General features: G+C 64.7%; 26 protein-coding genes. 10 read left to right on the top strand and 16 right to left on the bottom strand.

Going from position 1 to position 21,525, the window contains the following annotated elements; all coding sequences use genetic code 11:
- Window positions 1-26: 26 nt before the first annotated feature.
- The gene (gene dxs / locus RR51_RS21585) at window positions 27-1,922 is read left to right on the top strand and encodes a 1-deoxy-D-xylulose-5-phosphate synthase (RefSeq protein WP_024086183.1); all 1,896 of its coding nucleotides are present in this window, start codon (window positions 27-29) and stop codon (window positions 1,920-1,922) included.
- Window positions 1,923-2,055: 133 nt separating this feature from the next.
- Here the strand turns inward: dxs and RR51_RS21580 are convergent, their stop codons facing one another.
- The 12 genes from RR51_RS21580 to nrdR form a co-directional block, all read right to left on the bottom strand.
- Complete coding sequence (locus RR51_RS21580) at window positions 2,056-2,868, bottom strand: cobalamin-binding protein (RefSeq protein WP_039614623.1); 813 nt, start codon at window positions 2,866-2,868, stop codon at window positions 2,056-2,058.
- Window positions 2,868-3,287: a hypothetical protein gene (locus RR51_RS21575; protein WP_013970678.1), complete on the bottom strand. Its 420-nt coding sequence runs from the start codon at window positions 3,285-3,287 to the stop codon at window positions 2,868-2,870. Before RR51_RS21575 ends, RR51_RS21580 begins: the two co-directional genes overlap by 1 nt.
- Entirely contained in the window at window positions 3,284-3,901 is a 618-nt protein-coding gene (gene ribA, locus RR51_RS21570; RefSeq protein ID WP_003260612.1) for a GTP cyclohydrolase II, read from the bottom strand. Before ribA ends, RR51_RS21575 begins: the two co-directional genes overlap by 4 nt.
- Before the next feature lie 263 nt (window positions 3,902-4,164).
- On the bottom strand, window positions 4,165-4,908 hold the full coding sequence (locus tag RR51_RS21565) for a substrate-binding periplasmic protein (RefSeq protein ID WP_039614622.1): 744 nt from the start codon (window positions 4,906-4,908) through the stop codon (window positions 4,165-4,167).
- A 16-nt stretch (window positions 4,909-4,924) separates the two neighbouring features.
- Window positions 4,925-5,428: a phosphatidylglycerophosphatase A family protein gene (locus RR51_RS21560; protein ID WP_004376077.1), complete on the bottom strand. Its 504-nt coding sequence runs from the start codon at window positions 5,426-5,428 to the stop codon at window positions 4,925-4,927.
- Window positions 5,425-6,393 carry a thiamine-phosphate kinase gene (thiL, locus tag RR51_RS21555; RefSeq protein WP_039614621.1) on the bottom strand — a complete coding sequence of 323 codons (969 nt, stop codon included), beginning with the start codon at window positions 6,391-6,393 and terminating at the stop codon, window positions 5,425-5,427. The genes RR51_RS21560 and thiL overlap by 4 nt, the downstream gene beginning before the upstream one ends.
- 18 nt (window positions 6,394-6,411) lie before the next feature.
- Entirely contained in the window at window positions 6,412-6,912 is a 501-nt protein-coding gene (gene nusB, locus RR51_RS21550) for a transcription antitermination factor NusB (RefSeq protein WP_013970674.1), read from the bottom strand.
- The gene (gene ribH / locus RR51_RS21545; protein WP_003255395.1) at window positions 6,909-7,385 is read right to left on the bottom strand and encodes a 6,7-dimethyl-8-ribityllumazine synthase; all 477 of its coding nucleotides are present in this window, start codon (window positions 7,383-7,385) and stop codon (window positions 6,909-6,911) included. The genes nusB and ribH overlap by 4 nt, the downstream gene beginning before the upstream one ends.
- Before the next feature lie 92 nt (window positions 7,386-7,477).
- On the bottom strand, window positions 7,478-8,569 hold the full coding sequence (gene ribBA, locus RR51_RS21540; protein WP_003259341.1) for a bifunctional 3,4-dihydroxy-2-butanone-4-phosphate synthase/GTP cyclohydrolase II: 1,092 nt from the start codon (window positions 8,567-8,569) through the stop codon (window positions 7,478-7,480).
- A gap of 18 nt (window positions 8,570-8,587) precedes the next feature.
- Window positions 8,588-9,253 carry a riboflavin synthase gene (locus tag RR51_RS21535; protein WP_039614620.1) on the bottom strand — a complete coding sequence of 222 codons (666 nt, stop codon included), beginning with the start codon at window positions 9,251-9,253 and terminating at the stop codon, window positions 8,588-8,590.
- 42 nt (window positions 9,254-9,295) lie between these two features.
- Window positions 9,296-10,426: a bifunctional diaminohydroxyphosphoribosylaminopyrimidine deaminase/5-amino-6-(5-phosphoribosylamino)uracil reductase RibD gene (ribD, locus tag RR51_RS21530; RefSeq protein WP_039614619.1), complete on the bottom strand. Its 1,131-nt coding sequence runs from the start codon at window positions 10,424-10,426 to the stop codon at window positions 9,296-9,298.
- Between the two features lie 2 nt (window positions 10,427-10,428).
- Window positions 10,429-10,893: a transcriptional regulator NrdR gene (gene nrdR / locus RR51_RS21525; protein WP_003255402.1), complete on the bottom strand. Its 465-nt coding sequence runs from the start codon at window positions 10,891-10,893 to the stop codon at window positions 10,429-10,431.
- A gap of 106 nt (window positions 10,894-10,999) precedes the next feature.
- Between nrdR and RR51_RS21520 the strand changes: the two genes are divergently transcribed.
- From RR51_RS21520 to trxA, 3 genes are read left to right on the top strand one after another with little or no spacing between them, the layout of a single operon-like run.
- The gene (locus RR51_RS21520) at window positions 11,000-11,452 is read left to right on the top strand and encodes a YbaY family lipoprotein (RefSeq protein WP_039614618.1); all 453 of its coding nucleotides are present in this window, start codon (window positions 11,000-11,002) and stop codon (window positions 11,450-11,452) included.
- A complete protein-coding gene (locus RR51_RS21515; RefSeq protein ID WP_003259339.1) occupies window positions 11,453-12,124 on the top strand; it encodes a class I SAM-dependent methyltransferase in 672 nt (223 codons plus the stop codon).
- 31 nt (window positions 12,125-12,155) lie between these two features.
- On the top strand, window positions 12,156-13,028 hold the full coding sequence (trxA, locus tag RR51_RS21510; RefSeq protein ID WP_039614617.1) for a thioredoxin: 873 nt from the start codon (window positions 12,156-12,158) through the stop codon (window positions 13,026-13,028).
- Window positions 13,029-13,166: 138 nt separating this feature from the next.
- Here trxA and RR51_RS21505 read toward each other — a convergent pair whose 3' ends face one another.
- Entirely contained in the window at window positions 13,167-13,511 is a 345-nt protein-coding gene (locus RR51_RS21505; protein ID WP_023663079.1) for a hypothetical protein, read from the bottom strand.
- A gap of 130 nt (window positions 13,512-13,641) precedes the next feature.
- Here RR51_RS21505 and RR51_RS21500 point away from each other — a divergent pair, with 130 nt between their 5' ends.
- The 5 genes from RR51_RS21500 to RR51_RS21480 all read left to right on the top strand — a co-directional run bounded on the left by RR51_RS21500 (window position 13,642) and on the right by RR51_RS21480 (window position 17,640).
- Entirely contained in the window at window positions 13,642-14,226 is a 585-nt protein-coding gene (locus RR51_RS21500) for a DUF2796 domain-containing protein (protein WP_039614616.1), read from the top strand.
- Window positions 14,227-14,937, top strand: coding sequence for an ABC transporter ATP-binding protein (locus tag RR51_RS21495; protein WP_039614615.1), 711 nt, complete (start codon window positions 14,227-14,229; stop codon window positions 14,935-14,937).
- Window positions 14,937-16,202, top strand: a complete 1,266-nt coding sequence (locus RR51_RS21490; RefSeq protein WP_039614614.1) for an ABC transporter permease — start codon at window positions 14,937-14,939, stop codon at window positions 16,200-16,202. Before RR51_RS21495 ends, RR51_RS21490 begins: the two co-directional genes overlap by 1 nt.
- A 150-nt stretch (window positions 16,203-16,352) precedes the next feature.
- Window positions 16,353-16,847, top strand: coding sequence for a DUF3299 domain-containing protein (locus RR51_RS21485; RefSeq protein ID WP_038408606.1), 495 nt, complete (start codon window positions 16,353-16,355; stop codon window positions 16,845-16,847).
- Between the two features lie 109 nt (window positions 16,848-16,956).
- Window positions 16,957-17,640, top strand: a complete 684-nt coding sequence (locus RR51_RS21480; RefSeq protein WP_013970664.1) for an OmpW/AlkL family protein — start codon at window positions 16,957-16,959, stop codon at window positions 17,638-17,640.
- Here RR51_RS21480 and RR51_RS21475 read toward each other — a convergent pair.
- A complete protein-coding gene (locus RR51_RS21475; RefSeq protein WP_039614613.1) occupies window positions 17,628-18,833 on the bottom strand; it encodes an MFS transporter in 1,206 nt (401 codons plus the stop codon). The genes RR51_RS21480 and RR51_RS21475 overlap by 13 nt on opposite strands.
- Window positions 18,834-18,935: 102 nt before the next feature.
- On the opposite strand from RR51_RS21475, the gene RR51_RS21470 reads away from it, so the two are divergent.
- Window positions 18,936-19,379: a winged helix-turn-helix transcriptional regulator gene (locus tag RR51_RS21470; protein ID WP_013970662.1), complete on the top strand. Its 444-nt coding sequence runs from the start codon at window positions 18,936-18,938 to the stop codon at window positions 19,377-19,379.
- 115 nt (window positions 19,380-19,494) lie between these two features.
- Here the strand turns inward: RR51_RS21470 and RR51_RS21465 are convergent, their stop codons facing one another.
- Together RR51_RS21465 and RR51_RS21460 are read right to left on the bottom strand one after the other, a co-directional pair.
- Complete coding sequence (locus RR51_RS21465; protein WP_023662675.1) at window positions 19,495-20,427, bottom strand: NAD-dependent epimerase/dehydratase family protein; 933 nt, start codon at window positions 20,425-20,427, stop codon at window positions 19,495-19,497.
- Window positions 20,420-21,304: a sugar nucleotide-binding protein gene (locus RR51_RS21460; RefSeq protein ID WP_024086179.1), complete on the bottom strand. Its 885-nt coding sequence runs from the start codon at window positions 21,302-21,304 to the stop codon at window positions 20,420-20,422. Before RR51_RS21460 ends, RR51_RS21465 begins: the two co-directional genes overlap by 8 nt.
- Window positions 21,305-21,525 lie beyond the last annotated feature (221 nt).

Below are 21,525 nucleotides of genomic sequence, written 5' to 3'. Positions count from 1 at the left end.
TTCACACACCTATAACGACTCGCCTGATGCCCACGACGTTTCAAGAGATCCCCCGCGAACGCCCGGTCACGCCGTTGCTCGACCGCGCTGACACGCCTGCCGGCCTGCGCCGGCTGGCCGAAGCCGACCTGGAGACCCTGGCCGACGAACTGCGCCAGGAACTGCTCTACACCGTGGGTCAGACCGGTGGGCATTTTGGTGCCGGCCTGGGCGTCATCGAGCTGACCATCGCCCTGCACTATGTCTTCGACACCCCCGACGACCGGCTGGTGTGGGACGTGGGGCACCAGGCCTACCCGCACAAGATCCTCACCGGGCGCCGTAACCGCATGCTCAGCCTGCGCCAGAAGGACGGCATCGCCGCCTTCCCGCGCCGCAGCGAGAGCGAGTACGACACCTTCGGCGTCGGACACTCCAGCACCTCGATCAGCGCCGCACTGGGCATGGCCATTGCCGCCCGCCTGCAGAACAGCGACCGCAAGTCGATCGCGGTGATCGGTGACGGCGCGCTGACCGCCGGCATGGCCTTCGAGGCGTTGAACCACGCCCAGGAAGTCAACGCCGACATGCTGGTGATCCTCAACGACAACGACATGTCGATTTCGCGCAATGTCGGCGGCCTGTCCAACTACCTGGCCAAGATCCTCTCCAGCCGCACCTACGCGAGCATGCGCGAAGGCAGCAAGAAAGTGCTGTCGCGCCTGCCAGGCGCCTGGGAGATCGCCCGCCGCACCGAGGAGTACGCCAAGGGCATGCTGGTGCCGGGCACGCTGTTCGAAGAACTGGGCTGGAACTACATCGGCCCGATCGACGGCCACGACCTGCCGACCATGATCGCCACCTTGCGGAATATGCGTGACCTCAAGGGCCCGCAGTTCCTGCACGTGGTGACCAAGAAGGGCAAGGGCTTCGCCCCGGCCGAGATCGACCCTATCGGCTACCACGCCATCACCAAGCTGGAGCCGGCCGACAAACCCGCCGCACCGAAGAAAGCCAGCGGCCCGAAATACTCCGCGGTGTTCGGCCAATGGCTGTGCGACATGGCTGCCGCCGACAACCGCCTGGTGGGCATCACCCCGGCGATGAAGGAAGGCTCCGACCTGGTCGAGTTCAGCGAACGCTACCCGGAGCGTTACTTCGACGTGGCGATTGCCGAGCAACATGCCGTGACCCTGGCGGCCGGCATGGCCTGCGAGGGCAGCAAGCCGGTGGTGGCGATCTACTCCACCTTCCTGCAGCGCGCCTACGACCAGCTGATTCACGACGTGGCGGTACAGAATCTTGACGTGCTGTTCGCCATCGACCGCGCCGGCCTGGTCGGCGAAGACGGCCCGACCCACGCGGGCAGCTACGACCTGTCGTACCTGCGCTGCATCCCGGGCATGCTGGTGATGACCCCAAGCGACGAAAACGAGCTGCGCAAGATGCTCAGCACCGGCCACCTGTACAACGGCCCGGCGGCTGTGCGCTACCCGCGTGGCACCGGCCCGAACGCGCCGATCAGCGGTGACCTGGAGCCGCTGGAAATCGGCAAGGGCGTGGTCCGTCGCCAGGGCGAGAAAGTCGCCTTGCTGGTGTTCGGCGTGCAACTGGCCGAGGCCATGCAGGTGGCCGAGCAGATCAACGCTACCGTTGTGGACATGCGTTTCGTCAAACCGCTGGACGAGGCGCTGGTGCTGGAGCTGGCTGCAAGCCATGAGCTGCTGGTAACCATCGAAGAAAACGCCATCATGGGCGGTGCCGGTGCGGCTGTGGGTGAGTTCCTGGCCAGCCAGGCGATCGTGAAACCGCTGCTGCACCTGGGGTTGCCGGACATCTATGTCGAGCATGCCAAGCCGGCGCAGATGCTGGCTGAGTGCGGGCTGGATGCGGCTGGGATCGAGGCTTCGGTGAAGGCTCGGATGGCCAGGCTCGGGTTGTAATCCCTTGGGGGCCGCTTTGCGGCCCTTTCGCCGGCAAGCCAGCTCCTACCTCGACCGCGCCAGCCTCAAGCCATGCGCTATCCCTGTAGGAGCCTGGCTTGCCAGCGATGGAGGGCGCAGCCCTAGCAGAACCTCACCTGGGCGTTGGTGCTTTAGCCTCGAGCAACGCACACAAACGCGCCGTAGCTTCGATCATCTGCCCACTAGGCCGCTCCAGGCCCTTGTCTGGCACCACCAGTAAACGATCATCGGCAACTGCACGCAGTTGTGGCCAGGCCTTCCAACCCGCCAGCTGCGCCTGATCACCCGCCAGAATGACCTGCGGGTTGCGCAGCAGCACAGACTCCACATTTACCTGCGGCGCCGCCTGGGTGAGATCGGCGAAGACATTACGCGCGCCGCAAACGGCCAGGGCATCGCTGACCACCTGCCGGCCACCGAGCGTATACAGCGGTCGGTCCCAGACCTGGTAGAACACCTGCAAGGGCTCGTCCCGTCGATACTGCTGGCGCAGCTGCCGCAGCCGGTCACGCAGGGTCTGGGCATACCGATGGCCCTGTTCGGCACGGCCGATTCGTTCGGCGATGGCTTCGATCTGCTCGATCAGCTGGTCGATATCATGGGGTTCTGCGCTGTACGTTGCGATACCCAGGCGCTTGAGCTGGTCGCGTTGGGCCGGCGGCACGCTGCCCGGCCACAGCAGCAACAGGTCGGGGCGCAGGCTGAGCAGGCGTTCGAGGTCCAGTTGCCCCTGGCGCCCCACCGAGGGCAACTCGCGTAGCGCCGCCGGCCGTTCGCCACCGTCGAGCACACCGACCAGCAGGTCATCGGCCTGCAGTTCGAGCATGATCTCGCTCATCGACGGGGCCAGGCTGACCACTCGCAGGGGTTCGGCGGCCAGTGTGGAGCAGACGAGCAGCGCCAACAGGCCGGGCAGCAGGCGCATCAGCCGAGCTGGCGTGGAATGCGATAGAGGTACAGCACCACTGCGGTGGACAACGCCAGCAGGATCTGTGGCACCGCCTCGAGGCCGACCAGCACCGACAAGGCGGCGACCCAGGCCGGCAAGCAGGCATACAGCATGGCCAGGCGCCGCACCCGCGCCAGTTCGATCCAGGCGGCGGGCTCTTCACCAGTGCCGAGCACCTTGGATGTGGCGATGAGGGCGCGCTTGTAGGCACCGAAGCGCGGCAGGCTGAGGAACATGGTCGCCGCGCCGGCAATGAACAGTGGCATGGCCAGCACCGAGGCCAGCGCATCACCGCCACCGAAGGCCCAGGCCATCACTGGCAGCGGCACCAGGCCCACCGCCAGGTACTGCCACCAGGCCAGCGCCAGGCGCCGCTTGACCTCGGCGCGGGTCACGCCTGAGGCACCTCGCCCTGGTGCTCGTTACCCAGCATGTGGCCCAGCTTGCCGGCCTTCGTCGCCAGGTAGTAGCGGTTGTGCGGGTTGTGCCCGGTGTGCAGCGGTACGCGCTCGGCGACGACGATGTTCATGTCGGTCAGGGCTTTGACCTTGCGCGGGTTGTTGGTCATCAGGCGCAACGACTTCACGCCCAGGTGCTCCAGCATCGGCAGGCACATGGCGTAGTCGCGCTGGTCGGCGGCGAAGCCCAGGCGCTCGTTGGCCTCGACGGTATCGGCGCCACCGTCCTGCAACTCATAAGCGCGAATCTTGTTCAGCAGGCCGATGCCACGGCCTTCCTGGCGCAGGTACAGCAGCACGCCACGGCCTTCACGGGCGATGGCCTGCAGCGCGGCTTCCAGCTGCGAGCCGCAGTCGCAGCGCTGGCTGAACAGGGCATCGCCGGTCAGGCACTCGGAGTGCAGGCGCCCCAGCACCGGCTGGCCGTCCGCGATGTCACCCAGGCTGAGCACCACGTGCTCACGGCCAGTGGCTTCGTCGAGGAAGCCATGCATGGTGAAGGTCGCGAAGGGAGTCGGGAGTTTAGAGGCGGCAACAAAGACGACGGGCACGTTGTGCTCCTGGAATAAGTTTAAATTTCTCGTGGGCCGATTGTATCAGCAGGCTGGGGGATGTGGGCTGGCTGAATACCGTGGGGTAAGATCGAAAAGTTCGATGCTTATTAGGCCATCGATCAACCCTGCCCCCTACGCGGGCTTCTGTGGGAGCGGGTTTACCCGCGAAGAAGGTAACGCGGTGCCTGGCACCGGCTTCGCCGGTGTTCGCGGGTAAACCCGCTCCCACAGGGACCGCACAGGCCTTGGTGCTCTGCGCCTCAATGCGGTTTGCTATCCGGGCTGAACGGATACGGCTGCTGCCAGTGCTCGAAGATCGGCTTCAGCTCACCACTGCGCACCAGCTCGGCCATGCGCTTGTCGAACAGGTCGCGCAGGGCCCTGGCCTGGTCGCTGCGGGCAAAGGCCAGGTACAGCGGCAGTTCGGCCACATGGGTGCGGCGGAAGCGCTCGGGCTGAGAGGTCTGGCCGAGCACGTAGTCGATCTCGGTCAGCGCATCGATGTAGAAGTCCACACGGTCATGCTCGAGCATCGGCAGGATGCCTTCGCGGCGCTGGACTTCGCGGAAGTCATGCACATCGGGCAGATAGCTACCGAAGTCGTAGCCACGCACCCAGGCCAAGCGGTAGCGACCTATGGTCTGCCGAGTAGGCACTGGCTTGCTGACCAACCCTAGCGCGTAGATGTGGTCCATGTCGAAGTGCCAGCGCGGGTACAGGTTGTCGTCGTTCTCTTCCTTGTACGAGCCTACCCAAGCGTCAGCCTCGCCACGCTTCACCAGCCCGACCGCACGGCTGTAGGGCGCGCTCTGGGTCACTACCTTGACCCCGGCCGGCTCGAACACCTTGCGCAGCACGTCCCAGGCTACCCCGGTACCGTCGGCGTTGGTGTAGTCGAGCCACTCTTCGCTGACCAGGTGGATCTGTTTCGGCACATCCTCGGCAGCCGCCGCCCACGGGGCAAGGCTCAGCAGCATTGCCAGCAGCACGGTCCTCATGGCCATTCACACGCTCCCTGTATCAGGCAACCGCCCAAACCAGAACCTGCATCCCCAGCCAGGCAAACACGCCAGCCAGGATATCGTCGAGCATGATGCCAACACCCCCATGCACATGGCGGTCGACCCAGCGGATCGGCCACGGCTTGAGAATGTCGAAGAAGCGGAACATCAGGAACCCCGCCAGCAGCCACTGCCAGCCTTCCGGCACCAGCCAGAGGGTTATCCACATGCCGACGATCTCGTCCCAGACAATGCCTTCATGGTCGTGCACGCGCAAGTCATTGGCGACCTTGCCGCATAGCCAGAAGCCGAACAGCATGCTCACGCCCAGCAACAGCCAGTAGCCCCAGTCGGGCAGCATCTGCCACAGCGGGATGAACGGTATGGCCACCAGCGAGCCCCAGGTGCCCGGCGCCTTTGGCAAGGTGCCAGAACCAAAACCGAAGGCGATGAAGTGCCACGGGTTGCGCCAGACCGAAGGCGGAACAAACTCCGCAGGCACCTGGTTGGGGTGATCGGTCACGGTGTCTCCCTAAAATGTTGATAGCCGCGTTGCCGCGGGGTGATGTCCTGGCCCTGCCGGTCGCGCAGGCTCACACCCTGCCCTTCGAGCACCCGCCCGATGACATGGAATGCCGCCAGGCCTTGTGCCTGCAGGGATGAAAGCTCGGCTGGCGGCAAGGTGAACGCCAACACGTAGTCATCGCCACCGGTCAGCGCCGCGTGTACGGCCGCCTCGGTGCCGAGCAAGCCCTGCAAAGCGGATGACACTGGCACCTGCTCCAGGTTCACTTCGAGCGCCACGCGGGAGCCCTTGGCGATATGCCCGCAGTCGGCCAGCAGGCCGTCGGAAATATCCAGTGCCGAAGTTGCACGCCCGCGCAGCAACTGGCCCAGGGCGAACTGCGGCGACGGCGACCAGTAATGGTCGAGCAACGGTTGCGCCAGCGCGGCATCGGCCTGGCGCTGGCCCAGCACCAGCGGCAAAGCCCCTGCCGCGTTACCCAACTCGCCCCCGACGCAAAGCAGGTCGCCCGGGCGAGCGCCATCACGGCGCAACGCCTGCCCCACCGGAACCCGGCCGAACACGGTCATGGTGATACTCAGGGGGCCGCGAGTGGTGTCGCCACCGATAAGGCTTAGCTGGCAGTGGCCGGCCATGCGGTTGAGGCCGCTGGCGTAGGCTTGCAGCCAGTCGGCGCTGACCTCGGGCAAGGTCAGGGCAAGGGTGAAGCCGATGGGGGTGGCGCCCATGGCAGCCAGGTCGCTGGCCGCCACGGCCAGCGAGCGCTGGCCGAGCAACCAAGGGTCGCACAGAGCCGGAAAATGCACCCCGGCAACCAGGGTGTCGGTGGACACCGCCAGTTGCTCGCCGACAGGAAGGCCCAGCAAGGCGCAGTCGTCACCAATGCCAAGGGCCACGCCTTCACCGCCTTGCGCACAGGGCGCGGCGGCGAAGTAATGGCTGATCAGCTCGAACTCACCCATGGTCCGCAAGCGCCAGGATCAGCGCTTGTTCGCCTTGACTTCTGCTTCGCGCAGGTTCGGGGCCAGCTTGTCCAGCACACCGTTGACGAACTTGTGGCCGTCGGTGGCACCGAAGACCTTGGCCAGCTCGACACCTTCGTTGATCACCACGCGGTACGGTACGTCGACGCGTTTGATGAACTCCCAGGTAGACAGACGCAACACGGCCAGCTCGACCGGGTCGAGCTCTTCCAGTGCCAGGTCAAGGCATGGCTTCAGGGCGCTGTCGATTTCGCTCTTGATCGCCGGGACCCCATGCAGGATCTCGCGGAAATAAGCGCCGTCGACATCGGAGAAATCGTTATCGACCCGGAACTGCGCTTCGATCTCGTTCAGCGAATGCTGCGCCATGTGCCACTGGTACAGTGCCTGGGTCGCGAGCTTGCGGGCTTCGCGGCGCTTGGCACTCTTCGATGGCTTGCCGGCATCCGCAGGTTTTGGATCGCGCGGGTTGAAACGATCGCTTTCGTCGCTAATCACTTGGCCTCCAACTGCGCCAGCAGGCTGACCATTTCCAGAGCGGACAGGGCAGCTTCAGCACCTTTGTTGCCGGCCTTGGTGCCGGAACGCTCGATGGCCTGCTCGATGGAGTCGACGGTCAGTACGCCGAAGGCCACCGGAACACCGAACTCCATGGACACCTGGGCCAGGCCCTTGGTGCATTCGCCCGCCACGTATTCGAAGTGCGGGGTACCACCACGGATCACTGCGCCCAGGGCGATGATCGCGTCGTAGGCGCCTTGCTGGGCGACCTTCTGTGCCACCAGCGGGATTTCGAATGCACCCGGGGCACGGATGATGGTGATGTCGCTTTCGCTGACACCGTGGCGTACCAGGGCATCAACGGCACCGCTTACCAGGCTTTCGACGACGAAGCTGTTGAAGCGGCCAACCACCAAAGCATAGCGACCTTTGGGGGCGATGAAGGTACCTTCGATGGTCTTCAGGGTCATTCCGATATTCTCATCTTCAAGAGCGAGGCCGCATGTTGGCGGCCTCGACAGGGGTATGGACTCGAGCTGGAGGGCGTCACTGCCGCCTCAAGTCACTCGGAGGGCACGTATTCTACAACTTCCAGATCGAATCCGGATATCGCGTTGAACTTCATCGGCGAACTCATCAGGCGCATCTTGCGCACACCGAGGTCGCGCAGGATCTGCGAACCTGCACCCACGGTGCTGTAGGTAGTCGGTGCCTTGACTGGTGCATCGCCAGCGCTTTCGCGGATGTGCGCCAGCAACACGTCGCCGTCCAGCGGGTGCCCCAGCAGCAATACCACGCCGCTGCCGGCCTCGGCCACGGCAGCCATGGCAGCGCGCAGGCTCCAGCGGCCCGGTTGCTTGACCAGCAGCAGGTCGCGCAGTGGGTCCATGTTGTGTACGCGGACCAGGGTCGGCTCTTCGGCGCAGATCTTGCCCAGGGTCAAGGCCATGTGCACGTCGCCTTCCACCGCGTCGCGGTAGGTGACCAGGTTGAACTCACCAAGCTCGCTCTCGACCGGTTGCTCGGAGACGCGCTGCACGGTGCGCTCGTGGATCATGCGGTAGTGAATCAGGTCGGCGATGGTGCCGATCTTCAGGCCGTGCTCGGCGGCAAACACTTCCAATTCGGCGCGGCGCGACATGGTGCCGTCGTCGTTCATCACTTCGCAGATCACGCCGCTCGGCTCGAAACCGGCCATGCGTGCCAGGTCGCATGCGGCCTCGGTGTGGCCGGCACGGGCCAGGGTACCGCCGGGCTGGGCCATCAGCGGGAAGATGTGACCGGGGCTGACGATGTCTTCGGCCTTGGCGTCCTTGGCGGCTGCCGCCTGCACGGTGCGTGCGCGGTCAGCGGCGGAGATGCCGGTGGTGACACCTTCGGCGGCTTCGATCGACACGGTGAACTTGGTGCCGAAGCCCGAGCCGTTGCGCGGTGCCATCAGCGGCAGCTTCAGCGTTTCGCAACGCTCGCGGGTCATCGGCATGCAGATCAGACCACGGGCGTGCTTGGCCATGAAGTTGATGTGCTCGGGCAGGCAGCACTCGGCTGCCATGATGATGTCGCCCTCGTTTTCGCGGTCTTCGTCATCCATGAGGATGACCATTTTGCCCTGGCGGATGTCTTCGACCAGTTCTTCGATGCTGTTGAGCGCCACGCGGCACCCCCTTCTCAATCAGGATTTCAAGAAGCCGTTGGCGGCCAGGAAGCTTTCGGTAATGCCACTGCCCTTGCTCGGTTCGGCGGCCTTGTCACCCAGCAGCAGACGCTCCAGGTAACGGGCCAGCAGGTCGACCTCAAGGTTTATCCGACGCCCTGCACGGTAGTCGGCCATGATGGTTTCGGACAGGGTGTGCGGGACAATGGTCAGCTCGAACTCGGCGCCATTGACCTCGTTAACCGTCAGGCTGGTGCCGTCGACGGTGATCGAACCCTTGTGGGCGATGTACTTGGCCAGTTCCTTCGGTGCACGCACGCGGAACTGGATGGCGCGGGCGTTATCGCTGCGCGAGATGATTTCGCCGACCCCGTCGACGTGGCCGCTGACCAGATGCCCGCCCAGCCGGGTAGTGGGAGTCAGGGCTTTTTCCAGGTTGACCTTGCTGCCGCTCTTGAGGTCGATGAAGGCGGTGCGCTTGAGGGTTTCGACGCTGACGTCGGCCCAGAAGCCGTCGCCCGGCAGTTCGACGGCGGTCAGGCACACGCCGTTGACGGCGATGCTGTCGCCGAGCTTGACGTCACCCAGGTCGAGCTTGCCGGTTTCGACGTAGACGCGCACGTCGCCACCCTTGGGAGTCAGGCTGCGGATGGTGCCGATGGATTCGATGATGCCGGTGAACATTGGGTCTTCCTCAAAAACGTTTTGCGCAGGGCAAGCCAGGCATTATACGCGGGGTGCCGGCAGGGGGATGGCCGTGACCCGCCAGTCATCGCCCACTGCGCGCATTTCGGTAATTTTCAGCCGCGGCGCTTCGCTCATCTTGTCCAGTGGCCAGTCCAACAGCGGACGGGCCTGGGAACCAAGGAACGTGCCGGCGACGAAAAGCTGGTACTCGTCGATCAGGCCTTGCCGGGCGAAGGCGCCGACCAGGCCGGCACCGGCTTCCAGCAGGACTTCGTTGATGCCGCGGGCCGCCAGGGCCTGCAGCAACGCCGACAGGTCTACATGGCCATTGTCACCCGGCAAGCTGAGCAGTTCGTGGCCGGCAGCGGCATAGCGCGGGTCATCTGCGACAGCGGTCACCACCAGCGCCGGGCCAGCCTGGAAGAACGGCGCATCCAGCGGCAGGCGCAGGTGGCCATCGATCAGCACGCGCAGCGGTGTGCGGCTGAGAGCCAGGGCAGTGGTTTCGGCATCCAGGCCCAGCTCGGCGCCGCGCACGGTCATCCGCGCGTTATCGGCCAACACGCTAGCGGCACTGGTCAGTACCACGCTGGAGCGGGCGCGCAGGCGCTGCACCGCCGAACGGGCGGCCGGGCCGGTGATCCACTGGCTTTCGCCACTGGCCATGGCGGTGCGGCCATCCAGGCTCATGGCCAGCTTGGCGCGAACGAACGGCAGGCCATGTTCCATGCGTTTGAGGAAACCGGGGTTGAGTGCGCGGGCCTCGGCCTCGAGCACGCCGCTGGCCACTTCGATACCGGCCTCGGCCAGGCGCCGCAGGCCCTGCCCCGCCACTTGCGGGTTGGGATCCTGCATGGCGGCTACCACCCGTGCTACCCCGGCCTTGACCAGCGCTTCGGCGCACGGCGGCGTGCGGCCATGGTGGCTGCACGGCTCAAGGGTGACATAGGCACAGGCGCCACGGGCACGCTCACCGGCCTGGCGCAGCGCATGCACTTCGGCATGCGGCTCGCCGGCGCGTACATGCCAGCCTTCGCCAACCACCTCGCCATCGCGCACGATCACGCAGCCTACGCGCGGGTTCGGGTGGGTGGTGTACAGGCCCTTGCGCGCCAGCTCCAGCGCGCGGGCCATGTAGTGGGCGTCGAGGATGGCAGCTTGGCTGGGCATGATCACTCTTTAGCCGGCTCGCGAGCCAGGCGGTCGATTTCTTCGCGGAACTCGTCGAGGTCCTGGAAGCGCCGGTAAACCGAGGCAAAACGGATATAGGCCACTTCGTCGAGCTTGCGCAGCTCGGCCATGACCATTTCACCCACCACCAGCGATTTGACTTCACGCTCGCCGGTGGCACGCAGGCGGCTCTTGATATGCGCCAGCGCAGCTTCCAGGCGCTCGACGCTGACCGGGCGCTTTTCCAGTGCCCGTTGCATGCCGGCTCGCAGTTTTTCTTCGTCGAAGGGTTGGCGCGTGCCGTCCTGCTTGATCAGCCGGGGCAGCACCAGCTCGGCGGTTTCGAAGGTGGTGAAGCGCTCGCCGCAGGCGACGCATTCACGGCGGCGGCGCACCTGCTCGCCCTCGGCGACGAGGCGAGAGTCGATTACCTTGGTGTCGTTGGCACCGCAAAAGGGACAGTGCATGGTGGCAGGCAACAAAAAAAGGGAGGGCCATGGTAGCGCATCCCACTGGCAAGACAAGCCAAAGGGGTTAACATCCATGGGAAATCTGCCCGTGAAGGACTACCCCATGCACTACCGAGCGCTCGTCGTGCTGTGCTGCGCCGCCCTGCTCGCCGCCTGCGGCAGCGACAGGCCGAAGCCCGACACCCCTCCGGCACCCACGCCAGCCCGCACGGCCAAGCCGGCCGCAGTACTGGGCCCGCTGCCGGCCTACCAGCGCGAGCTGAGCGGCACCTTGCTGGAAATCCCCGCCGGTGCCGACGTGGAGCTGGCCTTGCTGGTCATCGACGAACGCGACCGCCCACAACGCTTGCTGGCCAGCAGCAACCTGACTGGCACCGGCCAGGCCCTGCCCTACCAACTGCGCTTCAACCCCGAGGCCTTCCCCGCTGGTGCCCGGGTCGAGCTGCGCGGCCGCGCCAGCAGCTCTGGCCAGCTGATCATGCACCTGCCGCCGGTGCGCATTACCCAGGCCCAGACCCAGGCCACCGGCCCGCTGCGTTTCGAGAAGGCGCCGTAAGTGGCGCCAGTCTCCCTACAACAGCCCCTGCAACAGGCCCTCAGCGGCCTGATCGGCGAAGCGCGTCTTGTCGTCAGCGAGCTGCCCGGCTGCGACCTCAAGCTGTGGCTGATCGACGACCAGAACATGGACCGCGCCTTCAGTAGCGAGGAGACTCGGCGCATTCTTGAAGATCCGCCCTACTGGAGCTTCTGTTGGGCCAGCGGCCTGGCCATGGCCCGTTATCTGGCCGAGCACCCGGAATGGGTAGCCGGCAAGCGCGTGCTGGATTTTGGCGCCGGCTCCGGTATCGCCGGTATTGCCGCCGCCCGCGCCGGTGCGCTGGAAGTGGTGGCCTGCGACCTCGACCCGTTGGCACTCGATGCCTGCCGCGCGAATGCCGCGCTGAACGGGGTGGAACTGGGTTACAGCAGCGATTTCTTCGCCGAGGACGACCGCTTCGATCTGATCCTGGTTGCCGACGTGCTGTACGACCGCGCCAACCTGCCGCTGCTGGATGCCTTCCTCGGCCGCGGGCGCCAGGCGCTGGTGGCCGACTCGCGTGTACGCGACTTCAGCCACCCGTTGTATCAACAACTGGGCGTGCTGGAAGCGCTCACCCTGCCAGACCTGGCCGAGCCGCACGAATTCCGCCGGGTCAGCCTGTACCACGCCAGCCGCGACACCTTATAGTGGTGTTATCCACGAGTTTGCGAGAGTCGCGATGACCCAAGACACGCCATACATTTTCGACGCTACCGATGCCACCTTCCAGCAACTGGTTATCGAGAACTCCTTCCACAAACCGGTGCTGGTGGATTTCTGGGCCGAGTGGTGCGCGCCGTGCAAGGCACTGATGCCACTGCTGGCGAAGATCACCGAGGGTTACCAGGGCGAGTTGCTGCTGGCCAAGATCAACTGTGACGTGGAGCAACAGGTAGTTGCCCAGTTCGGCATCCGCAGCCTGCCGACCGTGGTGCTGTTCAAGGACGGCCAGCCGGTGGACGGTTTTGCCGGTGCGCAGCCGGAATCGGCGATCCGCGCCATGCTCGAGCCGCACGTGCAACTGCCTGCCGCGCCTACCGCCTCGCCGCTGGAGCAGGCCAAGACGCTGTTTGCCGAAAGCCGTTTTGCCGAGGCCGAAGCGCTGTTGCAGGCGCTGCTGGGTGAGGACAACAGCAATGCCGAGGCGCTGATCCTGTATGCCCGTTGCCTGGCCGAGCGCGGGGAGTTGGGTGAAGCCCAAGTGGTACTGGATGCGGTCAAGACCGACGAGCACAAGGCCGCCCTGGCCGGCGCCAAGGCCCAGCTGACCTTCCTGCGCCAGGCCGCCAGTCTGCCGGAAGTGGCTGACCTGAAAAGCCGCCTGGCGCAGAACCCGCAGGATGATGAAGCGGCTTATCAGCTGAGCGTGCAGCAGTTGGCGCGCCAGCAATATGAAGCGGCGCTGGAAGGGTTGCTGAAGCTGTTCCAGCGTAACCGTGGTTATGAGAACGGGCTGCCGCAGAAGGCGTTGCTGCAGGTGTTCGAGCTGCTGGGCGGTGATCACCCGCTGGTCGGCGTGTATCGTCGCAAGTTATCGGCGGCGATGTTCTGACCTTAGGCCTATTGCGAGGGCTTTGCCCTCGTTCGCGGGCACGCCCGCTCCCACAGGGTACGCACTGAACTCAATACCGGTGGTATACCTGTGGGAGCGGGCATGCCCGCGAACGAGGCCAGCACAGGCAATACAGATTTATCCCACCCAGTGATACACCGGCGCGTCCACGCCACTTTCCACCTTGACTTCACGGCTATGCCGCAAGCGCACCAGCAGCCGTTTACCCGCCGCCGTACTCCCAGCCAGCCCTTCCAGCCGATCCAGCAATTCCGGCCCGCTCATCTGCCCTGCCAGGCGCAACACCTCACGTGCCGCAGTCCATTGCCCGTCATCCTGACGAGTTGTCGCCACGGTTTCCGCTGTTGCGGTCTGTGCCACCGCAGGCAATTCGATCCGCCGCCCCAGTTGCGCCCACTCTTCAGGCGCCAGCTCGATGGTCAGATCCACAGGCCAGTCACCAATCTGTCCACGAATTCTCATGCTGCATTCCCTGAACCCAAGTCAATGCCACCATCCTACCCCAACATGAAACCTGCGCCACGCAGGCTGGCAGCACACGGAAAAGTTGTTATAACATAACCCGATCTTCCCGCCCGCTCCGGAGTCGTCCATGCGTCGCCTGTTGCTCGCCTTGCCCTTCGCCCTGCTGCCCCTGGCCGTGGCCCATGCCCACGATGATGATCACGATCACGATCACGACCACGCCCACGGCACCCTCGGCGCCCACGAGCATGGCGTGGCCAAGCTCAATGCCGTGCTCGATGGCAACACCCTGGAGCTGGAGCTGGACAGCCCGGCAATGAACCTGGTCGGCTTCGAACACGCCGCCAACAGCGACGCCGACAAGGCCAAGGTCGCGGCGGTGCGCCAGCAGCTGGAGCAACCACTGAAGCTGTTCGGCCTGCCCGCCGCTGCCGGTTGCAAGGAAGACCAGCAGGAACTGGAAAGCCCGCTGTTCGGTGATGCCCCGAAAGCCGACGACGATGGTGACGACCACGAGCACAGCCACCAGCACAGCGACATCGGCGCCCATTACCAGCTGACTTGCGCCAACCCCGACAAACTGGCGCAGGTGGACCTCGCTCCGCTGTTCAAGGCGTTCCCGGCTACCCAGAAAATCACCGTTCAACTGATCGGCCCCAATGGCCAGAAAGGCGTGGAAGCCACACCGGCCAAGGCCGCGGTCGTGTTCTGAATGCGCCAGCCGTTGATCGAACTGCATGACCTGGTCTTCGCCTGGCCCGGCCAGCCGGCGCTGCTGGATATTCCGGCATTCCGACTGGAAGCTGGCGAAGCCCTGTTTCTCAAGGGCCCCAGCGGCAGTGGCAAGACCACATTGCTGGGCCTGCTGGGCGGGGTGAACGTACCGGGCCAGGGCCGCATCCAGTTGCTCGGCCAGGACCTCGGCCGCCTGGGCCAAGGCGCCCGTGACCGCTTCCGGGTCGACCACACCGGTTATATCTTCCAGCAGTTCAACCTGCTGCCGTTCCTCTCGGTACGCGAAAATGTCGAGCTGCCCTGCCGCTTCTCGCGCAGCCGCAAGGCCCGCGCCGAGCAACGCCATGGCAGTGTCGACCAGGCAGCCAGTACCTTGCTGGCCCACCTGGGCCTGGACGACCCCGCCCTGCTCGCCCGCCGCGCCGACAGCCTGTCGATCGGCCAGCAGCAACGGGTCGCTGCCGCCCGCGCACTGATCGGCCAACCCGAACTGGTGATCGCCGACGAACCGACCTCGGCGCTGGATGCCGACACCCGCGAAGCGTTCATCCGCTTGCTGTTCGATGAATGCCGCGCCGCCGGTACCAGCCTGCTGTTCGTCAGCCACGACCAGAGCCTGGCGCCGCTGTTCGACCGCCACCTGTCGCTGGCCGAACTCAACCGCGCCGCCAAGACCCGGGAGGCCTGATGTACCTGCTCCGCCTTGCCTTGGCCAGCCTGGCCAACCGCCGCTTCACCGCATTCCTCACCGCCTTCGCCATCGCCCTGTCGGTGTGCCTGCTGCTGGCCGTGGAGCGGGTCCGTACCGAGGCCCGGGCCAGCTTCGCCAGCACCATAAGCGGTACCGACCTGATCGTCGGCGCCCGCTCCGGCTCGGTGAACCTGCTGTTGTACTCGGTGTTCCGCATCGGCAACGCCACCAACAACATCCGTTGGGACAGCTATGAGCACTACGCCAAGGACCCGCGGGTGAAATGGGCCATCCCCATCTCGCTGGGCGACTCGCACCGTGGTTATCGAGTGATGGGCACTACCGGCGACTACTTCAGCCATTACCAGTACGGCCGCCGCCAGCACCTGGAATTGAGCCATGGCCGCGCGTTTGCCGATGATCCGTTCGAGGTGGTGCTGGGTGCCGAAGTGGCCGAGGCATTGCACTACAAGCTGGGCGACAAGCTGGTGCTTGCCCACGGCGTGGCCGCGATCAGCCTGGTCAAGCACGACGACAAGCCGTTCACCGTAGTCGGAGTGCTCAAGCGCACCGGCACACCGGTCGACCGCACGCTGCATATCAGCCTGGGCGGCATGGAAGCCATCCACATCGACTGGCACAACGGGGTGCCGGCCCGTGGCGCCGGGCGTATCAGCGCCGAGCAGGCACGGACCATGGACCTGCAGCCTGCCGCCATCACTGCGTTCATGCTCGGCCTGAACAGCAAGATCGCGACATTCAGCCTGCAGCGGGAGATCAATGAATACCGCAGCGAGCCGTTGCTGGCGATCCTGCCCGGGGTAGCCCTGCAGGAGCTGTGGAGCCTGATGGGAACCGCGGAGCAGGCGTTGTTCGTGGTGTCGCTGTTCGTGGTGCTGACCGGCCTGATCGGCATGCTTACGGCGATTCTTACCAGCCTCAATGAACGCCGCAGGGAGATGGCGATATTGCGCTCGGTTGGTGCCAGGCCGTGGCATATCGCAGGGCTGCTGGTGCTGGAGGCACTGTCGCTGGCGGCGGTAGGGATCGCTGCAGGGCTTGGCTTGCTGTATGCGGGAATCGCCCTGGCACAAGGGTATGTGCAGGCCAACTATGGTTTGTACTTGCCGCTGGCCATGCCCAGTGCTCATGAATGGACGTTGCTGGCTATCATCCTGGGAGCTGCGCTGCTGATGGGCAGCGTACCGGCGTGGCGGGCCTATCGGCAGTCGCTGGCCGACGGCTTGTCCATTCACCTCTGAGGGCGTGCAATGATCCAATACCTCACTGCCTTCTTCGCGGGTGAACCCGCTCCCACAAGGTCCACCACAAGCTTCAAAGCCTATGCAGGACCTGTGGGAGCGGGTTCACCCGCGAAGAGGCCAGTACAGGCAGTACAACTACTACTGGTCATGTTGCTTTCGCTGGCATCGCCCACCTGGGCCTCGGAACCCCGCGAACTTGACTGGCCCGCCCTCATCCCCGAAGGCGCCCCGGTCATCCCGCCTCAACTCGCGCCGTTGCACGACATGTCGCAGCTCAGCAACGCCCTGTCCGCCGAGTCCGCCCCGCCGGCGCGCCAGCAGGCCCCCGATGCACCAGTGGTAAAAAGCCTCGACGGCCAGCAGATCAAACTGCCCGGCTACATCGTACCGCTGGAGGTGAGCGAAGAAGGCCGCACCACCGAATTCCTGCTGGTCCCCTACTACGGCGCGTGCATCCACGTGCCACCGCCACCGTCGAACCAGATTGTGCACATCTTCAGTGAAATGGGCGTTCGCATAGAAGACCTCTACCAGCCCTACTGGATCGAGGGAAAGCTGCAGGTTAGAGCCTCCAGCAGCGAACTGGCCGATGCCGGCTACCAGATGGAAGCCGAGAAAATATACGCTTATGAGCTGAGATGAGAACTATTTCGAATTTGTGACGATGCTTCGTTGAGCTGGGTCAAACTTTCCGTTCAGACGCATCCGTACCATTGGACTACTCGATTACTCACGTCCTCTGGGAGCTTCCATGAACAAGTCCTTGCTCAGCGCCGCCCTCGCGGCCCTGGCGCTCGCTACCCCTGTTGCCAACGCCCACCAGGCAGGCGATGTCATCGTCCGTGCCGGCGCGATCACCACCGCGCCCAACGAGAGCAGCGGCGACCTGAAATTCGACGGCAACAAAGTCTCGGGCACCAAGGCAACCCTGGACAGCGACACCCAGCTGGGCCTGACCTTCGCCTATATGCTCACCGACCATGTCGGCCTGGAGCTGCTGGCGGCCACCCCGTTCAAGCATACCGTTGGCGTCAAGGGCCTGGGCGGCGGCCTGGACGGCAAGCTGGCCGACATCAAGCAGCTGCCACCGACCCTGTCGCTGCAGTACTACCCGATGGAACCGACCTCCAAGTTCCAGCCGTACGCCGGTGTCGGCATCAACTACACCCTGTTCTTCGATGAAGACCTCAGCAGCGCCCGCAAGCAGCAAGGCTTCAGCAACCTGAAGCTGCAGGACTCGGTCGGTTTCGCCGGCCAGCTGGGCATGGACTACATGATCACCGACAACCTGCTGGTCAACGCCGCGGTCTGGTACGTCGACATCGACACCAAGGCCAGCGTCGACGGCCCGTCCGCACTGGGCTACAGCAAGACCAAAGTCGACGTCGATGTCGACCCATGGGTGTACATGGTCGGCCTTGGCTACAAGTTCTGACCTGAACACTGCAGGGCGGCTTCGGCCGCCCTCGCGCGTTGCAGCCATAACCAGTACCCCAGCGCGACCGCGCTGATGCCCATCCCGAGCCCACACACCGCTGCCCAACCCCAATGGGCATACACCCAGCTCGCCAGCACTGCCCCCACTCCACTGCCAAGCGAATAGCAGCACATGTAGGCGCCGATCAACCGGCTGGCCATTGCGCCACGCCCCGCCAGCAGCAGGCTCTGGTTGGTGACATGCACCGCCTGCACGGCAAAGTCCAGCATCAGCACACCCAACCCGAAGGCCATCAGTGAATGCCCGACGAAGGCCGTGGGCAGCCATGACAGCACAAGCAGAATCAGCGCTACCCCGGTGGTGCGCTCCCCCAGCCCCTGGTCGGCCAGGCGACCGGCGCGCGCTGCCGCCAATGTGCCGGCAACACCCGCCAGGCCGAATAGACCGATCGCGGTATGGCTCAGCTCCAGTGGCTCGGCACTCAGGGGCATGACCATGGCACTCCAGAGCACGCTGAACGCAGCGAAGATCAACACGCCGAACAACCCGCGCTGACGCAGCAGCCGGTCGTGCCGGTACAGCCTGAACTGGGCAACGATCAGCGCCCGGTAGCCAGACCGCAGCGACACCGGTTGCCCCACGGGCAGGCTGCGCCACAGCACCAGGGCCAGCAGCATCAACAACCCTGCGGTAAACAGGTACACGCTGCGCCAGCCAGCCAGGTCGGCAAGCCCGCCCGAGACCAGCCGCGCCAGCAAAATGCCCAGCACTATGCCGCTGGTGACGGTGCCCACGGCCTGCCCTTGCTGGCCGGGGGCGGCAAGGCTCGCTGCATGCGCCACCATCACCTGCACCATGACCGCCATCAGCCCGGTGATAGCCAGGGCCAGCAGCAATAGCGCCCAGTTGGGCGCCATGCCTACCCCAGCCAGCGCCAGGGCCGAGAACAGCAACTGCCCGAGCAGCAGGCGCTTGCGGTCGATCAGGTCACCCAGCGGCACGATCAGCAACAACCCCAGGGCGTAGCCCGCCTGGGTCGCGCCAACTACCCACCCGATCTTCTGCTGCGCAACGCCAAGGTCAGCGGCCATCGACTCGAGCAGAGGCTGGGCGAAATACACTGTCGCCACCGCCATGGCGCTGGTAATGGCCAGCAGCAGGGTTATCCAGCGTGTCAGTGCAGGGCTCATCGGGCTGGTCTCGCCAATCTGGTTTCGAATTGAAACCATATGCTGGTTATTTAGCAAATGTGGTTTTAATATGCAACCAGATAATCACGAAAGACCCCGTCCATGCTCGATGAAAACAATGCGCAATGCCCCGTAGCCCGGGCGCTGGAGGTACTGGGAGACCGCTGGGCGCTGATGATCCTGCGCGACGCATTCGATGGGCTGCGGCGCTTCAGTGAATTCCAGAAGAACCTGGGGCTGGCGAAGAACATCCTCGCCTCACGGCTGAAGTGGCTGGTGGAGAGTGGGCTGCTGACGCTGCAGCCGGCGTCGGATGGCAGTGCCTACAAGGAATATGTGCTGACCGAGAAAGGGCGATCGGTGTTCCCGGTGGTGGTTGGCTTGAGGCAGTGGGGGGAGCGGTTTCTGTTCGAGGCGGGCGAGGTGCGTTCGGAGTTGGTGGATAGTGATACGGGGCAGGCGCTGGAAACACTGCAGGTGCGGGCCCGGGATGGGCGGGTGCTGGCGGCAGGGGATTGCCTGCGAAAAGTGGTGCGGCATGAGTGATTCTGGGGCTGCTGCGCAGCCCATCGCCGGCAAGCCAGCTCCCACCGTGACCGCGTACTCGCTCTTGGGGGAGCTGGCTTGCCGGCGATAGGGGCGCAAAGCGCCCCCAAGCATTTCAGCCCTTGCCCAGAAGCCGCGACAAGCCCTCGACCATCGGCGTCGCCTGCGGAAACTCGAACCGCGCCAACAAACGCTGGTTATCCGCCCGCGAATGGCGAATGTCACCCGAACGTGCCGCCACATAACTGACCGCCGGTAAGCTACCCACCACCTTCTCAAGCGCTGCCAGCAACTGGTTGAGCGAAGTGGCCTGGTTGAGGCCGATATTCACCGCTCCCTCCTCGACCTGCGGCTGCTCCAGCGCCTGCACCATTACCTGCACCAGGTCGCCCACGTAAAGGAAGTCCCGGGTCTGCTCACCATCACCGAACACGGTAATCGGCAAACCCTGCACAGCACGTTGGGAGAAGATGCTGATCACCCCGGAATACGGCGAGGACGGGTCCTGGCGCGGTCCGAAGATATTGAAGAAGCGGAACACCACTGGCTCCAGGCCATGCTGGCGACGGTAGAAGTCCAGGTACTGCTCACTGGCCAGCTTGTCCACGGCATACGGGGTCAGCGGCGCCTTGGGGGTGTCTTCGGCAATCGACTCGCCTTCACCATTGTTGCCATACACCGCCGCACTGGAGGCGAACAGCACCCGGCGCAGCCCATGCACGCGCATGGCTTCGCACACGTTGAGGGTACCGATGAAATTGCTCTGGTGGGTCCGCACCGGGTCCTCGACCGAGGCCTGCACCGAGGCCACCGCTGCCAGGTGCACCACGGCACTGCAGCCAGCCGTAACCTGTGTAACCAGCTCGGCATCGGCGACATCGCCTTCAACCAGTTCCAGCCGAGGGTGGTCAACCTGCAGGTTGCCCCGCTGGCCAGTGGAGAAATCGTCGAGAATGCGTACGGCGTAGCCTTTCTCCAACAACGCATCGCACAGGTGGGAGCCAATAAAGCCGGCACCGCCGGTGATCAGGATGGGGGCGTCAGCCATGGCGGTAGAACCGGTCCAGTAGAGGCGGCAAGCCGGCGCGCCAGGCGCGCGGCTTGATGCCGAAGGTATGAAGGATTTTCTTGCAGGCCAGTACCGCGTGCTGCGGCTCTTCGCTGGCATCCGGCCGTGCGGCATGTGCCTGCGGCGTCGGCGCCTGCACGGCCAGCTGCCGGTACTGGCCTGCCTCGGCGAGGATCGCCTGGCCCAGCGCCAGCGGCGTGGTCGCTTCGTTGCCGGCGTAATGGTAGGTGCCCCACAGCGGCGCACTGCAATCGAGTTGTTTGAGCACCGACAGAATCACCCGGGCGGCGTCGTCGACCGGCGTAGGGTTGCCACGCCGGTCATCGGCCAGCAGCAGCTCCTGGGGTTGCTCGGCGCGGGTCAGGAAGCGGCCCAACGCCCCGTCGATGCTTTCGTCGAGCAGCCAACCAAAGCGCAACAGCACGTGTTGCGGGCAAGCCGCGCGAACGCTCTGCTCGATGCGCCACAGGGCCTGGCCACGCAGGCCCAGCGGTACCGGCTCGTCCTTTTCGCTGTAGGCCGTGGCCCGAGAACCATCGAACACCCGGTAGCTGGATGGCTGAACCAGGGTGATCTGGTGGTGCTGGCACAGCTCTGCCAACCGCTCCACAGCCCGCTCCTGCTGGGCCAGGCGCTGCTCACTGACCGACTCGGCCTGGAACCAGTCGAAGTAATAGGCCAGGTTGACCAGTGCATCGGGACGATGATCGTCGAGCAGCTGGGTGAGGCTGGCCGGCGTCCAGCCGTTCTCGGGCGGACGCGGAGCCAGGAATGCGATGTCCTCCTCGGCCCCAAGACGAATCAGCGCTTGCCCGAGGGCATTGCCACCACCCAACAGCATTAGGCGCATACGCATAGAGTCAGCAGATCCGGAGAGGTTGATTGAAGGAAAGGGGTCATTTTGCGGTTTCCGGGCGGGGAAGTCCAACACCGGACCCGTTCGATGCCACAGGCGGTACTGAATTCAAAGTTCCACCTTTCAATACCGCAACACGCAGAAATCTCCTACGACATACCAGGAACGAGCTGACTTCCGCGCAACAGCACAACCGCATTGAATAGTTGACTCCCCCACTT

Source organism: Pseudomonas sp. C5pp, assembly GCF_000814065.1.
Taxonomy (GTDB): domain Bacteria; phylum Pseudomonadota; class Gammaproteobacteria; order Pseudomonadales; family Pseudomonadaceae; genus Aquipseudomonas; species Aquipseudomonas asiatica.
The sequence above is the reverse complement of the archived record's forward strand: the minus strand, read 5'-3'. Positions and strand labels throughout refer to the sequence as shown.